Source organism: Clostridium folliculivorans (assembly GCF_024341905.1).
Lineage (GTDB): Bacteria > Bacillota > Clostridia > Clostridiales > Clostridiaceae > Clostridium_AR > Clostridium_AR folliculivorans.
The window spans coordinates 1,300,893-1,318,225 of the sequence record NZ_BQXY01000001.1 but is presented as its reverse complement, the minus strand read 5'-3'; the positions used below and the strand labels follow the sequence as shown (position 1 = coordinate 1,318,225).

At 30.7% G+C, this 17,333-nt stretch carries 11 protein-coding genes; 1 reads left to right on the top strand and 10 read right to left on the bottom strand.

All coding sequences use genetic code 11. The features are described from left to right. Positions 1 to 17 precede the first annotated feature (17 nt). From OCU55_RS05860 to OCU55_RS05840, 5 genes are all read right to left on the bottom strand, one after another. Positions 18 to 332 carry an AtuA-related protein gene (locus OCU55_RS05860; RefSeq protein ID WP_261851367.1) on the bottom strand — a complete coding sequence of 105 codons (315 nt, stop codon included), beginning with the start codon at positions 330 to 332 and terminating at the stop codon, positions 18 to 20. A 1-nt stretch (position 333) separates the two neighbouring features. Further along, entirely contained in the window at positions 334 to 1,692 is a 1,359-nt protein-coding gene (locus OCU55_RS05855; protein ID WP_261851366.1) for an acyclic terpene utilization AtuA family protein, read from the bottom strand. Positions 1,693 to 1,883: 191 nt separating this feature from the next. Continuing rightward, positions 1,884 to 3,482 (bottom strand): sigma-54 interaction domain-containing protein, encoded by a 1,599-nt coding sequence (locus OCU55_RS05850; RefSeq protein WP_261851365.1) that lies wholly within the window; start codon positions 3,480 to 3,482, stop codon positions 1,884 to 1,886. Positions 3,483 to 3,911: 429 nt separating this feature from the next. Next, a complete protein-coding gene (locus tag OCU55_RS05845) occupies positions 3,912 to 5,447 on the bottom strand; it encodes a hypothetical protein (protein ID WP_261851364.1) in 1,536 nt (511 codons plus the stop codon). Between the two features lie 855 nt (positions 5,448 to 6,302). Continuing rightward, complete coding sequence (locus OCU55_RS05840) at positions 6,303 to 6,545, bottom strand: DUF2726 domain-containing protein (RefSeq protein WP_261851363.1); 243 nt, start codon at positions 6,543 to 6,545, stop codon at positions 6,303 to 6,305. Positions 6,546 to 6,875: 330 nt separating this feature from the next. On the opposite strand from OCU55_RS05840, the gene OCU55_RS05835 reads away from it, so the two are divergent. Further along, positions 6,876 to 7,970: a type I restriction endonuclease gene (locus tag OCU55_RS05835; protein WP_261851362.1), complete on the top strand. Its 1,095-nt coding sequence runs from the start codon at positions 6,876 to 6,878 to the stop codon at positions 7,968 to 7,970. A gap of 262 nt (positions 7,971 to 8,232) precedes the next feature. Here OCU55_RS05835 and OCU55_RS05830 read toward each other — a convergent pair whose 3' ends face one another. From OCU55_RS05830 to OCU55_RS05810, 5 genes are all read right to left on the bottom strand, one after another. Then, positions 8,233 to 8,532 carry an HNH endonuclease domain-containing protein gene (locus OCU55_RS05830; RefSeq protein ID WP_261851512.1) on the bottom strand — a complete coding sequence of 100 codons (300 nt, stop codon included), beginning with the start codon at positions 8,530 to 8,532 and terminating at the stop codon, positions 8,233 to 8,235. Positions 8,533 to 8,701: 169 nt separating this feature from the next. After that, entirely contained in the window at positions 8,702 to 11,875 is a 3,174-nt protein-coding gene (locus tag OCU55_RS05825; protein ID WP_261851361.1) for a DUF262 domain-containing protein, read from the bottom strand. A gap of 30 nt (positions 11,876 to 11,905) precedes the next feature. Beyond that, the gene (locus OCU55_RS05820; RefSeq protein ID WP_261851360.1) at positions 11,906 to 12,871 is read right to left on the bottom strand and encodes a helix-turn-helix transcriptional regulator; all 966 of its coding nucleotides are present in this window, start codon (positions 12,869 to 12,871) and stop codon (positions 11,906 to 11,908) included. Positions 12,872 to 13,548: 677 nt separating this feature from the next. Further along, positions 13,549 to 14,316 carry a hypothetical protein gene (locus OCU55_RS05815; RefSeq protein WP_261851359.1) on the bottom strand — a complete coding sequence of 256 codons (768 nt, stop codon included), beginning with the start codon at positions 14,314 to 14,316 and terminating at the stop codon, positions 13,549 to 13,551. 10 nt (positions 14,317 to 14,326) lie between these two features. Continuing rightward, complete coding sequence (locus OCU55_RS05810; protein WP_261851358.1) at positions 14,327 to 17,323, bottom strand: dynamin family protein; 2,997 nt, start codon at positions 17,321 to 17,323, stop codon at positions 14,327 to 14,329. Positions 17,324 to 17,333 lie beyond the last annotated feature (10 nt).

Below are 17,333 nucleotides of genomic sequence, written 5' to 3'. Positions count from 1 at the left end.
TCTCCCTTCAATATAGATTACTTACTAAGTTCAATGTCCATCCTTAATAGTGCGGCCTCCATACTCTTTCCTAATGCATCAAGCCTTAAAGAACGAGTTGCCCCTCCATCCAATGCATGATGTAATACAAAGTTGAAGCCATCAAGCTGTGGAACCTCATACCTTTCGATTTCTCCCTGAACCATACCTTTAAAGTGCTTTTTTACTGCTTCTGGTGTAACTTGAGCTTTTATTATTTCATAGTACTTAGGTTCTCTTGCATAAATACATATATTTGATACGTCACCCTTATCTCCAGATCTTCCATGAGCTATATCCTTAAGCTTTACCATTCTACTTTACCTCCTCAACATGAACCTCGAATTTGACTGCATCTCTAGGTATTAGTGTAGGCCATAATGCAAATACTTCAGATGGTTTTGTTCTTCCCCCAAAGAAACAGGATGCTGGTGGTCCATTTAAAATAAAAGGCGCAATTTCAGGAGTTAACTTATTTGCCTCTTCTAAATTCTTAGTTTTTATAGCAAATCTAAGTATTACCTCATTTAAATCTTCTTTCATCTCCTCTGCCAATGGACCGTGAAGTGTATTAAGTCCAAGGAACTCTTCTCGTATTTCCATTGCATCAAGACCCTTATTTTTCAATCTCAATTTTAGTATTTCTGCAGCTCTCTGAGCTTTATCCAAGGCATCAGGCCAGCTAAAGGGTAAGTACCCAACATTTCTATACCCTTCGCTATATCCCACACAAAGTTTTAATGTATCTGGTCTCTTATGCCCTTTCACTCCCTCAACCAAAACTCTGTCTTGTCCTATTTGCTTTACAGTGACATTACTAAAATCTGCAATTACATCAGGAGTTAAATATTTTTTAGGATCGTGTATTTCGTATAATAGCTGCTCCTTTACTGATTGAGTGGTCATCAGTCCACCCATATTTTTTGTCTTTGTCATTATTAGACTTCCTGTTCCACTTACCTCAGCTATAGGATATCCCAAGTTTTCTGGATGTGGCACATTTCTCCAGTCATAATCATAATTTCCTCCACTTACCTGAGCTCCACATTCTAAAAGATGCCCGCTTAGTATTCCTGTAGCTAAACCATCCCAATCATCCTTCTTCCAACCAAACTCATATGCAAGTGGTGCTAAGAAAAGGCTTGAGTCTGTAGAACGTCCTACTATAACAATATCAGCTCCACCTTGAAGACATTCTATAATAGGTTCAGCTCCGTAATAAACATTTGCATTTACCATATGATTCAAGATAGCATCGATTGGTTCATTTGTATCCATGTTATTCATTGTAATCCCCTGTTTTCTAAGCTGGGGAATTATACTCATAACATCATCACCAAGAACATAACCTACCTTTAAATTAAGTCCTGATTCTTTAATCGCTTGCTTCACTGCTTCCACTGCACACTTCACATTCATTCCACCTGCATTGGTTAAAACCTTTATGGATTTTTCTTTTATCATAGGAAGCATATCTTTTAAAGCTGTTATAAAATCTCTAGCATATCCTCTTTGCGGATTATGTTCCTTTTGCCTCTGCATAATAGACAGAGTAAGCTCTGCAAGATAATCACAAGCTATATAATCAACTTGATCATTTTTTGCCATATTTACTGGTGCCTCATTTAAATCTCCCCAAAAACCCTGAGCACCGCCAATTCTAATTGTTTTCATTTGTCCACCTTCTTAATAAAGATTAGGAATATATATCCCTAACCTTTATCAAGCAATATTCATGCCAAAAAAATAATGCTTCAAAAGCATTATAAAATCATATTTTTATGTATACTTTTATTAGTTAAGTGAAACATCTAGTGTATACTTTATATACATCATATACTTTGTATACAATACCATAGTGTATCTTAATCATTATCAATATTATAAAGCTTGAGTTTTTTATAAAAGGTTCGTCTGCTCATCCCAAGCATCTCCATCGCGCGTGTCTTGTTCCCATTAAACTTTTCAAGAGCTTCTATAATTCTCTCTCTTTCTATATCCAATATTTCATGCTTTAATTTTTTTGATTCTGTTTTATCTTCTCTATTTAGATTTATAATTGAAGAATTTTTTATTTCTTCTGGTAAATGTTCTACATCAATAATGTCATCTTGACATATTATCACTGCATACTCCATACAACTCTGTAGCTCCCTGACATTACCTGTCCATTTATATGATGAAAGTACATTTATAACATTTTCAGATAACATTAAAGTCTTATTGTATTTTTTGCAATATATATCAAGGAAATATTCTGCCAGATTAATTATATCCTCTACTCTTTCACGTAAAGACGGGATATTAATATTAAAAGTGTTTAACCTAAAATATAAATCTTCTCTGAAGGTTCCTTCTTTTATCATTGCTTTCAAATCTCTGTTTGTAGCAGCAATAACTCTTACATCAACTTTATTAATGGTATTAGATCCTATTTTTTGGATTTGTCCTGATTGAAGTACCCTTAACAGCTTTGCCTGCATAAGCATAGGCATATCTCCTATTTCATCTAAAAAAATTGTTCCTGTATTTGCTGCCTCAAATTTACCTATTTTCCCGCTTTTATGAGCTCCTGTAAACGCACCGTCTGTATAACCAAAGAGTTCGCTTTCAAACAAGCTTTCAGGGATAGCAGAACAATTTAGCTCTACATATGGTTTTTCGCTTCTTTTACTTGCTTCGTAGATAGCCTTTACAACTACTTCCTTACCAACACCACTCTCCCCTTGAACCAGAACCGTTGCGTCAGTTGGTGCCACTATTGCAGCAAGCTTTAGACAATTCAAAAATTTTTCATTGCTACCAACAATACAGGAAAAATTCTTTGGAAGTTCATTATGAGGCTTTGCTATTCCTTCATAAAAATACCCGCTCAATTTTCTTACATTGGCTAGTTCTTCATTCAATACATGTATCTCCGTAACATCTTTAAAAATAGAAATTGCACCAAGCACCTCATTATCAATAATGATTGGATTTATACTAGCAACTATCTGCTTTTCAATACTTTTAACTTTGATTTTTTTATTTAGAATTGGGGTTCCTTGCCTCAAAGTACTCAGTATAGCAGCTCCAGGCTCTATTTCACTAACATATTTGTTAAGTACTTTTTCTTTATCAATATTAAGTATTTCAGAATACGCTTTGTTTAAGTAAATAATTTTAGAATGCTTGTCTACCAAAACCACACCATCATGTATGTGATCTATTGCACTTAAAAACATAAATAAAACCTTTTCCTTCAAGAAAAGTCTTATATAATCACAGGTGATAAATCCCACTAACTTCTTCTTTTGGTTTAGAACATAGACATAGTAGTTATTATTTAAATATTCATCATCTATAACATCCTTACAGCTAATAAGCTCCTCTTCGCTAAAAAGCACAGGTATATTATCAAAGTTCAAAGGAATCTTATTTCCTAAACGCTCAAGATCTTTATTCATTACATCTTTTACTTTCAACTTTATCACCTCGAAAATTGCATAATTATTAGGTCCATATGTCCGTAGTGTTTTTTGTAACTTTATCTTCTAAATTTTTCTATTAAACTTATTATACCATTTCATATTAAGAGAAATATAGATATCCTACTTCATATTTAAATCTATCAAAATAAAGCTTAGTAATCACATCGAAAGCATTATTTTAGTCTAAGGATTTAAGTGATATATATAAGTTACCTTAGTTATTTATTATTCTTTAGTTAAACAAAAAAATCGCTAATTAGCTTTATTAGCGATTTTTTTATTCAACATCCATTTTCTATTGTAATAATTTCCTGTCCATATACTTTAAAAAGTCTGTTTTTCAACCTCATACTTTTATAGTTATATACTCAAACTAATCTTTAATTTTCTTTATACAGCTTAAAATTGCTCTTATTAGCTTTACTACTGGATTTTATATCCATATTCATTCATTTTTGATAATGCTTGTTTAAAGTAATTACCTGCTTCCTTAGATTGATTCACACTTTCATCAATATAACTTGAGTCAAATTGAGTGACAGCTCTACCTATAGAAGCAGCAGAATCTATATATTCAGAACATCCCTGATCTATTAATCCATCAATTTCAGCAAACCTATCACTTGGTGAAGATAATTCCTTAAGTTCTTTGCATGCACTTTGAAGATTTTTCATAGCCTTTGGAAGTCTGTCACTGCTTGAGAAATTGCTTAATTCTTGACTAATTATAATATTTTCTTTACCAATTTGAAGTAGAGAATCTTTTACTTTTGCTACATATTCTTTTTCAGAGTTAGCATCATATATCTTCTTATTAGTGGTAGCGGCTTCTTGTACGTTTTTAATTTGATTTTTACAAACCTCTAGATAATCACTTAATCTTTTTAGCTTAGTGTCTGTATCTTGAGATATTTGTACACCAGATTTATCACTAAGTTTTCTTATTGAATCGATAATATCCTGAGAATAATTTATTCTATCCTGATAATATATACCCTTGGGATCTTCGCCTTTCATAAAGGAGTACCTTTCGTCTGCTTGATTAATAAACGCAGATTGATTTTCTAAAAATTGTTTCTTCAAATATTCATTAATAAAAGAATAACTTTCACTTGTTATGGAAACATCTGTAACTTCATATGAGCTACCACTTCCTGTCTTATAATACATTCCAGAATTTTTGTACTGCTCAGCTGTAATATTTTTTTGTATTAAATATAACTTTCCGCAGTCTTTATATTTATTTTCCTCATAATCAATTCTTTGCTGTCTCTTATAATCAACAAAGCTAATTTCTGAAATCATCTTATTTAAATATTCATTGTATTTTTCATTTTTTAACTTATATTTTTTCAATCCCACTTTTATATCTATAATCAGATTATTTGTAGGTAATTTCTCATTGCTATAAAACAATTTTTCAAGTTTTTCATTAAGTTTCAAATCATCTCTTACCTTTTCCAAAGAAATCATATTATTTGAATCACTTGATGTTCCAAAAATACTGCTAGTCCTCGGATTTAATTTATTAAAGATACTATTGGCCATTGCTACTATTATAATTATTGAAACAATAGCAATAACAACTCCCCTTTTATTAATAAATCTTTTATCTTTTAATATATTTTTATTATGTATTTCTAAAGTATCCTCCGAGTTATCTACTGCATTGGCTTGTACCATATGACTCATATTTTCCTCTGTAAGAAGATTATCTTTAACGATGTTATTCTTGATTTTACGTCTTTTAAAAATATATATAATAGCTGGTGATGAGGCTATTGCTGAAAATACAAATAACCCTATAATTTGACCACCTTTATTATTTGATGCCACAATAATTACAAACATAAACAGCACCCAAAATGCTATCCAAATCCAAGATAGTATATCTAAGATTTCCTTAATTATGCCAGTAATAATCTTTAATGTATTCGACTCTTTGTTGTCATTAATCACTTTTTATTCCCCTTTATAAACGTATATTTATATCATAGAATCTATTTAAATACCATGTATAGAAAAAGAAGCTAGTTTCGAGCATATTGTTAACACACGATTGTCCTATATATCTCTTTCTTCACTCTATGTTATCACCACCATCTTTCTTTATTAAAAACACTTACATACACATATCATCCATGTAATCTACATTTTTATAGAAAACATTAATTGCATAATTATTATACATAGATATGTGCTGACAAATATATTTTCTACAAAAATAATTGTTTTTCGACAAGAAGTAATAAATTTTGAAGTTATTATATAATTGTGAACAAAAATTACTAAAGATATCAAACTATACTTATTAAGATGAGAGCGTGTTCGCATTAGAAAGACATAAACTGCTTATATCGGCGATTTTCAAAAAATGATAGTTAAAATCAATGATCTTACAAAAACAATAAAAGAAATTTGTGAAGAACATACCGCAACTTATTTATCTACTAACAACTAGATTCTAAGACTACACCCAAAGAAAAAATGTCTTATGGTCTGTGATAAAAGTGACTGTAAAGGAAAAGTGTTCACCTAAAAATAATAAATATGAGATAACAAGATTAAAAAACGAAAGAAGTGCAATGGAAAATAAAATATAAAAAAAGCTATCGCCGTATTCTTAAAGGTCTAAAAATAAGAGCCTAACTTTAGATTTCACCTTAAAGCTTAGACCCTTGTAAAAAGTATATTGTATATTATCTTTTACTAACTCCTTTTTATACTAGTGATAATAACCCTAGCTTGAATACGTATCGTTTAATTATTTATTAATATTTATTTGCTAAATGCAAATTTTTTAAGAAGGCAAAATTATCTTACTCCTAATTCATCTAAAAGTTTATCATAAATCCTCTTCTCTTCTCCGCTTTCATTTGTTCTTATCCTCAATATAGGAATATTATACTTTTCTAAGATTTTATCCTTCATCCTGTCTCTTTCTAATTGCTTAGGATTATTTGAATGATAATAGTATCCATCTACTTCAACCACAAGCACTGGCATTTTGTCTATCTTTCTAAAAATCAAAAAATCAGTGTGGGTTAATATATTCATTGCAAATTTATACTCTGCTACTGTTCTAGTACAAGTATTATTACATTATTTCAAATTAAAGTTCAGTAAACTTTCTATTTTATCCCTTTCATCTTAATCTCTCTAAAACAGATTTTATCAACAGCAAGTTTCTCCATCTATATAAGTAGCCTCTATAGCACTTCCACATATACTTTAAATTTTTATACTAGTTATAACTATTAACTATGCTTAATAAAATTTATAATGTAGAAAAAATTTGATTTTGTATATATTATGTTTGCTTCTAATTCCTAAATAGTACATACATAAATTTAATTTGATATATTTTTAAAAGATGGAGGATTTAAAATGGATTTTTCTGACCAAATAAAACAATTTTCTAAACGAGCTGGTATGATAAAGGATACATTACTAACTGAAGAATCTACTAAAACTGCCTTAATTATGCCTTTCTTTTCATTGCTAGGTTATGATATTTTTAACCCTACGGAGTTTGTTCCAGAATTTACAGCCGACTTCGGTATAAAAAAAGGTGAAAAAGTAGATTATGCAATAATGAAGGATGGGAAACCAATAATTTTAGTTGAATGTAAAGGTGTAAACGATTCTCTCACAAAACATGATGCTCAATTATTCAGATATTTTTCAGTTACAGAATCAAGATTCGCAATTTTGACTAACGGATTAGTGTATAAATTTTTCACTGACTTAGAGCAATCAAATAAAATGGATGATACTCCATTTTTAGAAATTAATATACAAGATATTAGTGATAACCAGATTCAAGAATTAAAGAAATTCTCAAAAGATGCTTTTGATATAGATACAATATTTAATACTGCATCAGAATTGAAGTACAGTAGTCTAATAAAAGCTCAGCTTAACATACAATTGAATAATCCTACTGACGACTTTGTTAGGTTTATAATTAACAGCTTTTATCAGGGAATGAAGACTCAAAATGTTATTGAAAAATTCAGACCTATTGTAAAAAAATCATTTCAGCAGTTTATCAGTGACTTTATGAACGAAAAACTAAAGTCTATACTAAATAATAATGATGCCGAACAAGAATATACAGATGATACAAGTAAAGATAGCGAAACTGATACAGTAGATAGTGATGAAATTTGTAATATAACCACTACTGAAGAGGAGTTAGAAGCTTTTAATCTAATTAGAAGCCTATTAAGCGAGGTTATGGATTCTAACGATATAACCATTAAAGATGTTGAGAGATATTGTGGGATTTTATACAAAAACAATACTAGAAAGTGGATCTGCAGATTATTCTTTAATGGGAACAAAAAATCTATAGTTATCCCAGATGAAAACAAATATGGAGTAAGACATTATATCGATTCTATTGTTGATATAAATAATTATAAAAATGAATTGCAGAATTCAGCAAAAAAATATGTGGAACAACCATCGGTAAAATAGTAGAGTTTATTTTGAAATAGTAAATGGTACTAAAGATGAACGGCTTCTATTCAAAACATATTTATAAGACTCTTAGAAGTCCTGGTGAGAAAATTAAAAATGCAATTTTTATTACTAAGTGGTTCATCTGTAACTTAAAAACCAACCTTGCGACATTTAAACCACAAGATTGGTTTTTAATTATTATTTATAACTATACAGTTATAGATTAACCATTTTATCATTAAGATTAAAGCTATCCATAACCACAAACCCCTGATTTTCAGCTATTTGATATAATGGCATTATACATTTCCTCTGAAAATCTCTCTTTAGAAGCATGTTTGTGAAAATTATATATTTCTTCAACTCTTAAGGCATCTATGTATTCCTCAACAAAACTATTAATCCTATTATCGCATACATAATCAAAGGCTTCATATTGAAAATTACAGAACTTCTCCATATACTTGTTATACGGTAAAAGCTTATCGCTCTTTTTACTGTTGATATTCTTAAAGGTAGGGGTTAAATTCCATAGCTGATCGTGCATCACAAAACTCCAAGGGATAAAGTGATCTATGCTTAAGCTTCCTAATCTCTCATAATTAGTTACTGTAAACTTCTCTCCTGTATATATGTCTGTTATATTTTTTGAAAGAATTATCTTATTCCAAAGCTTTGTGGCATTAGTAAGATCTCAATCTCTTGTAATCTCTAGTTTTAAAGCTATAGCAGGAATATTAAGTATTCTACACATATATTCTTTCAAACCCTAAAGACTTAATAAACTCGTTAAATTTGAGATTATTATTATTACAAAAGCCATTCAATTTGTAAAATAGTCTGCTGGCAGTTGGTATATATACTTTATTTCCTTCAACTATATTCTCATTTAATTCTAATTTGTATTTTTCAATCAGTTTTTCCTTAGCATTGTCAGAGTCTCTTCCTCTTCTTATAAATCCATAATAAGCTGCAAATTCATCGAGAGTATATCCTTCTCTATTTGCTCTTATATTTAATCTTTGATAATCTTCGCTATTAACTGGTAGGTATATTATATTCTCAGTATCTAAATATTTGCTTAAAGTCTCTCTTATGATAGAATCCGTTTCTTGATTTCCATTAAGGGCACCATCAAAGCCCAAATATCTAAAATATTCTTCAGCCTTATCTATACCTAGTTCCTTCATTCTGCTACCTACGTTTTTCTCTGCTCTAAAGAGTCTCTTACCAAGATAGGTTTCTACTTTCCCAGTTCTTAAAACATCTATATCAAAACTCGTGAATTTATAGTAATCTTTTTCTTTAAGAGCAGCTTTTAAATCCTCAGGAAGTTCAAAGAAACATTTTATTGTATCTTCACATAAGAACAAAATACAAATATCATTTCCGTTGCTTATAATTTTTAATGAAAAATTATCCCCTTCATATTCTGTTTCATGTTTTATAATCATTGAGTGAAGCAATGTATTTTCTTCTGCAGTTAAAACATGATTGGTCCAAGCTCCACTTTCACTTCTTTTTCCATTTATTTTTGCTCTAACAAGGGCTCTACTATTTGATTTTTCATCATATCCAAGCCATCTTCCAAGTTCTGCATAGCTTATATTATATTCCTCAATAAGCTTTTTAGCTGCAGCTTTATCAAAACAATATTTATAATTTGTTCTTTTCTTGTATCCCCATTCTTTTAAAAGTTCTTCTGGCGTTATATCCTTAAGCATAGCAAATCGCTGTATTTCACTATACTCTGCGAGCTCATTCATATTGTCATACATTCCATCAGTAAGCTGAGTCATTAATATCTCTCTCAGCTTATTTTCTAAGTCATCAGTCTCTTCCAAACCTTTACTTTTAATATTGTTAACTTCTTTACTATTGCTATCCTCTAATAATGACTCATCAAACATAAACTCACTAATTATATCCTTTGAATTTAAAAACTCTAGTCCTAGAAGTATCTTCTTATCCTCTATTGTCAGTGGTTCAACTTGATCTATTCCAAGCTTCTTCCACAGAAAATCTAACATATCAATTCCGCGCTGAAATATTGTCTCTGGTGTCCAATTATCATACTCAGCGACAATTCTCTCACTATATGAGCCAAACTTATACCCCCTGTTCATGTAGGCTTCACCTTTTATTCCTTGATCCTTTTTCTCTTCAAAGCTGTCATTATTTAAAGCTGAATTTTTAGGGTTAGAAATTCCTAATAGATTACCTAAACTGCCACAGCAACGAGCTTTTTGTTCATCAGTTAAGTGGTTGAACTGCATCCATTTACCAAGAGATTTCTCTTTACCGCTTTGAGGAAATATATGTTCAATACTACTTCTTTCCTCTAAAAACACTCTCCAGTCAAGTTTCATTGATCTTTCTGTAACATTATTAGCATTCCTTAGATATTCATCGTATTCATATAAAAAGTATCTAATTCCACTCCAATCATAGTATCCATTTGATTGTTTTTCAAAAAGCTCTTTAATTTTGAGTTTGAAGTGATCAATGTTAAAATAATAATCTATATGTTCTTGTATATCTCTTAATATACTTTCTTTCGCTTCGTCAAGGTTCTCTTTAGAATTATGATCTGAATGAATTCTAAATGCATGTCTGTATATTTTGCTATCTCCTGTATTTGACTGCCTATTTGAAACATCAAATATCTTAAATGCAAAATCTTCAAGTAAATTTAATAGCTTTATTATAAACTCATTATCACAGTAATTTAAAGCTGCCATAATAGCTGGTTTAAATGAAGCCTTAATTCCTACTCTATGAAGCTTCTCAAGACCAAGTTTCACTTCAAGGTCAGAGAAATTATTAGTCTTATAATATTGAGGATTATTAACTACACTCCAAACAACAGCACTTTCTTGAAGCGATGAAATATATTTTCGCATATCTTCAAGCTTAAGTTTATCATTATATACATTATTTATAGTAAACATCTCATCAAACAAATATCTTGAATATGAATTAGACTCTTTTCTGTCATACCCAAAATACATGATCCAATGGTTTCTAATAAAATCTTCATCATCCAGTGGTTTGCTCTTATTTTTCCCTAATTCTTTATATATAGTAATCCAAACTGTATTAATGTCTCGTCTTAGAATTTCTTTTTCATTTTCACTACAATTTCGTAATTTTGTTGAAAGGAACATTAGCCTATTTTTAAGCTTTTCTAGCTCTGAAAGTTGTTTTCCTCTGTTATTCATTGTTTCAAAGACTACATATTCATTTAGCTCTTCATCAAGAATATATTCATTGAACCTAAGCCTATTCGTGACTTTATTAAAAATATCACTTAGTAGTTTCTGTATTGAAGTTGACTTATCTGCCTTTTCCTCAATGTACTTTCCAACAACATTATTAAAGTACTCTTTTGCTTTTCGTAAGTTTTCAGTATAATAGCTTTCTTCAGAATCGTCTACTATCAGTCCTCTTACCTTTAAGATATTTCTCTTAAAATATTTATCGCTTGGATTATCATTAGAATAGCCGAATATAAAGGTTGGAGTAGTATTTTTGCTATTTATCAAATACTTTTCTTTAATCTCTTCATTCGATCTCATCAAACTAAGTGATATATTCTCTTCTTCTGCCCTTTCTAATAAAACTTGTATTAATATTAAAAGTGTTGTTAATCTTTGTTGTCCATCTACTATATAATATTGCTCAAAATTATAATCTAAAAGCCATCTATCATCTAAGGCTATATCACTTAAAGGGGAAGACATCAAAGTTATAAGCCCAGTATAATGCCACCCATCCATTATGTTTAGAATATCATCCCAGATATCACTTAATTGTCCCAAAAAGTTTTTGCTATCATTTGCCCAAGCATATCCTCTTTGATATGAAGGTATTCTGTATATTCGTTTGTTAAATAAATCATCAATGGTCTTAAGTTTCATAGTATTCCTCCATTTAATTCAAGTCTTTTCTTATTCAGAATATATTTTCATCATATTTTCTACTGTTTCTCTTATCTCTTCTCTAAGTTCATAAGGTTCCAATACCTCAGCATCAGCACCAAAACCCATTAACCAAAGCTTGATGCCAGATACCCCATTACATGTAAATTCATATATAAAGTACTCTTCGTTTTCTTCTAAGATTCTTCCTACTGTCATATTTCTTTCAGTTACAACAGTTTTGCTAGCTTTGCTGAACTTAACCACTACCTTTGTTTCGTCACCACCGTACATGTACCAGGTTTTGCTCATATAGTCATTTATATTGAATTTTTCTAATTTCTTTCCAACTTCATCTAATATATTAAGTGTTGACATCCTATCAACTCGATAATGTACCAACATTTCTTTATCTTCAGGCATAGAAATAAGATAGAATTTTCCGTTATCACAGGCAAAGCTATATGGTATAACCTTATGCATCTTATGTTTTCCGGAAGCACTTGAATAAAAGAATGTTACCTTCTTCTCTTCAGCAATGGCCTTGCGTAGTGTTATAATATTGCCCTCAGTAATACGGTCTTTAAGATCATTACTTTTTTCAAAATAAAACATTTCCTTAAGTTTTTTTGCTTCTTTTTCTGGCAATATGTCAAGCAAAGTGTTCTTAACTATATTGAGCTTTGTTTCTATGAAATCTTGGGAATTAACCAAAGCATATAGTATAATGGTTGCATCGTCTGCTGTAAGCGGGTTATTTGATTTCAAAAGCCCCATCAGTCCCTCTTCTTTTATTTCATAGCTTTTATTTTTACCAACTTCTATGTAAGCACCAAACTCAGAATTTAATTCATGGATATAATTGGTTATAGTTTTTGCATCTTTTCCAATAATTTGGGCAATTTCTTTTCTTGTTGTTGCCTGTCCTGATTTTATCAACCTGTATGTTTCAAATAGTAATCTTGCTTTACTGTATCTATCAGAATATGCTGTCATATAAACTTCCCTTTCATGGTCTAACACATATCTTTACGATTTAAAAATATATAACAACATACACTTCTACATATTATGATGAATTCCTCTTTTAATTGTAAACACATACTTTTATACCAAACTTTGTTTCAATTATATGTAGACATCAAATCCATCCTATATAATAGTTACTTTTATATTCATTACCATTCTTTAATCATATTTATCAGTTTCTAACTTTTCATTTATTGTCATAAACTTTAAATATTCAACATACTGGTCGGTATTGATGTTTTAGAATTTATCTATTTTGAAGTCTTCTCTTCTTTCATCATAAGTGAATTTAGCTATCTGGCATATAGCTTTCATAAATTGCAGTAGTAAAGTTATTAAGCGTTTTTTATTATCAAAGAGCCAATTACTAATTTCATTATAAGCAACAACAGGGAAAGAAAACTTCCCTCAAAAAAATTTTTGTAAAAAAAGACCTCAAAAATTTGAGATCTTCTTTTATACTTATTTGATTTCACTACAGCAATACTCATAGAAGTTCTATGAAGTTGTGTAAGCATTAAAAAGGAATTACACTAGTTAAGTTAGATTTATCTATTTTCTTGACAAAAAGTTAACTTTATCCTGTTCACTGTCCAAATCCATCTCAACTTTAAAAAATCTTCTATTTAGATTGTCCATATAATTCACCTAAAAAAAATCAAAACCACTATGATTAGCCCAAAACTTAGCACTCCCAAAGCCACAATCATATATATTAACTTTCTATCTTTATTCTTAAACTCTGAAGCTTCTAAAATACTCTGTTCATATTTCATTTGGAAATCAATCAATAAATCTTTATATTGTTCAGTTTCTTTTCTAAGCTGTATAATTTCATCATTATTCTGCCCAATATTTACAGCAACAGAACTTAGTTTATCTAATAAATTTCCATTTTCATTACTTATCTCAACCTTATTTGTTTCAAGTATTTCTGATACTTTCAAGAAGCTTGAATTGATTTCACCTAGGTAATCCTTTATAGCCACTTTATTTTCTTCACTAATCTCATCAAACTTGCTGCTTATTTCTGCTATTTTAGTTTCCAATGTGGAGTTATTTTCTATAAGTTTCCTTGTGTTCTCCATTCCATCTTCAAACTCATGCTTGAGCTCTGCAAGGCTGCGATTAGTGTCATTAACTATATCATTTTTCATCTGGACAAATGATTCTTCAAATTTAGTGAGAGTTTCATTGAACCTAGTTTCAAATAATTCCATATTCCCCTTGGAAGCATCCAAGGTTTCTCTAGCCTTGTCGAGGCTTAGTTTAGCTCTTTTAAGAGGATCATTCATCGATTTTACTGCATCTTCGAAATCATCAATAATAGTCACAACTAGCTCGTCCTGTGCTTCCTTCGACTTTTTGCTTATGCTATCCAATATCTTTTTTACCTGTTCATTTCCAGCCATAATAATTCTCCTAATAATTATTTCTCATATCATCCATCTTACTTATCAGACTAGACAGCACACTCCATGATTTATAGAATTTTCTATACTCTTTATTGAGAATTTCATTACTTTCTATAATATACTTATTTGTTCCGTCGTCCTTGTTTACTTCAATACGCTTCATTATAACTGCAATGCAGTACTTTTTAAATTTAGCAAATTGTTCACTGCATATCTTATAATATTCTTTTTCCATTATCTCGAAGGACTTATCTATTTCATCAGTTAAAAAATCATATAGTTCCTTTTGGAATCTGTGCTTATTGTGCCAAAAAAGCCCCCAGCTCCTCCTATATAATATATCATTATATAAATCCTTAAAGGTCTCAGATGGTACTATGAATTTCTTTCTATTTGATATCTGAGGTATTTCAATATCTCTTATACCTGCCTTACTGGCAATATCGTAAACCTTGTTATAATCACGCTCTATATAATCATCAATTCCTGAGACTGTATCTAGAAAAACAAAAATATCATCCTTTGATTGCTTCCATTCTTTTTTTGAACTCAATCCATCCACCATTCGCAACAGAGGATTTACTTCATCCATATATTTCTTTTTCAACTCATAGAAGTCAAGCATTTGAATATTTTTAGTCTGCCCTAGTGCAAACTCATTATCCGATACAATCCTCTCTCTGTTTCGTTTGTCATTTTTAAGCTCACTATTTTCTCTTGTAAGCTCATTGATTTTGCTTTCAAAGAAACCATCCCAAATATCCTTAACCCCTATAAATTTCTGAAGCATACCCTTCTCTTCAATTTCTCTTTTTATGCTAGAAGCGAACATCTTATAAGATGGAAATTCATCAAACATTCTATCTAAATATTCATTATTTTCAATTGAACGCTTCAAATTACATACAAATATCTTATCTTTTGAAAAGCCTTTATCAACTATCATTTTACTTACATTTCTGCAAGCACTGATCAAATGCTCCTCTGTAGTAGAATTGGCAAAACAATTCAGGATAAAGGTAACATTCTTTTTATTAAGATTGCTGTTATTATTATAAATTGCCTCAACCTTATTCAATAAAACCCTCATTGACAGTTTCTCCGTGGCGTTGCTTATCTTTATCATAATAAGAAGTATTCCATTATGTTCCATAAGATATCGTTCAGAGATAGCATCATGCTTTTCAGTTACTGAACCAAAACCTGGGGTATCTATAATGGTGCAATATTGAAGAAAAGAGCTTTTCATAAAAACATCAATTTCTTTTGCAAATATATAGCATTCAGGTCTTTCTATATACACGTCTTCTTCAACATTATCACTGAAATACCTCCAGCCGTTGTTGTCCAGCTTAATCTCAATAGGACCCTTATTGTATTCTGCAGTGAGTTTTATATGGTGACAGTTTTCAAGTCCAACTTCTTTAAGGCTCTCAATATCTATAGTAGATTCCGTATTATTTGCAATCTTAAGAAGTGCTTTAATTACGCCAATGGCCCTGCTTCCCTTTTCAAAATCCGACTTATTTTCACTTTCAAGGGTAACACTTATTGATGACAATCGCTTTGCATTAAGCTCATCTATAAGCACTAGAAGCTCATCTCGGCTGACACATTTTACTTTCCTGCAGTTATGTACATCTGAAAATCCCTCTGTTAGTTTGTCATTAGGTTTCAGGATTTGTCCTTCGGTAACAATTATTGTTTTTTCATTTTCAATGAGAATTACCGAAGTCCTATTACCGTATCTTATTTTTATTCTTGCATTTATTCTGTCTACACTTATAACTCTGCCATTTTCTTGTCCTCTGTATAACTGTGCCAGCTCATTTGTTGAAGCTGGTTCAATTAAATCAAGTTCTATCTTGTCTTTAAAAGTTATTTTGCTGTACTCACCCTTAACTTCATCATCCTTATGTATTTTTAGCAGCACAGCAGTGTTGTGTGCTGCAGAGGTCCTTAATTTATGGTTGCTTGCTAGAAGGGTATTTATAAAGGTAGTTTTTCCTGAACTGAAGGTGCCGATTGTTGCAAATTCACATGCATCTTCAAGATAATGTCTTGTAGCCTCCATTCTCCTCACAATCTGATAATCAGAGTTTATATGCTGATTTTTAGAAACCTCATCAGTGAACTGATCTATTTCCTCTATAACAGTGCCATATTTTAACAAAATATCCTTTGCAAAAGTAGAAGCATAAGAATTTGCTTTGAAATACCTTAACCGTCTCAGAACGTTATTTTTGTTTTCCTCCTGTATACTAAAAAGTTGCTGAAAAATAAAGTCTTTTAAAGAATTACAAGCTACATTGAGGCTTTCAATCTCCTTCAATTTTTCAGAAATCTGCTTTATCCAGCCACCTTTAAGCACAAGATCAATATGTGAATCATTTTCATCATATATTTCAAAAATCAAATTATGCAAATTATCTCTTGTCTCATCAGCTATTTTAACAATATCAATAGTACGTTTCAGGAATGAAACACAATATAAATATCTAGAAAATATACTCTCATAGCTTCTTACATCTCTCTCGTTAAAAGCAACCACCCTATATTCACAGCAGCTTTCCAGTGTCTCAATTATTGAAGCATAGGCTAAAACTTCTCCATATGGAATACGAAAAAAATCTTCAGTGAAAATTATCAAGGGGAGAGTAGGATAATTATTATACCTTCTTTCATTTAGATTTTTCTTATCACGTCCCTCAATTTCTTCATCTCCAAACACCGTAAGCAACAAGTCTTGTTCACCATTATACGGTAACGCTACGTTCAATTCTTCAAACCGAATTCGATGCTGACTTACAAACCCCTTAAATTCCTTATTTGAAAATATCAATCTCTGAGGAGAAGTTGACTTCTTACCATAGTCATAGCCACCATGAAAATAAACCTTAATGTTGGCTACTTCGTCATAAAAATGCCTATTTATGTCTTCCATCCCTAACTTTTCTGCAATCATCACTATCTTGTCTATATAGTTCTTTAATTCATTTATCATAGGAACTCTC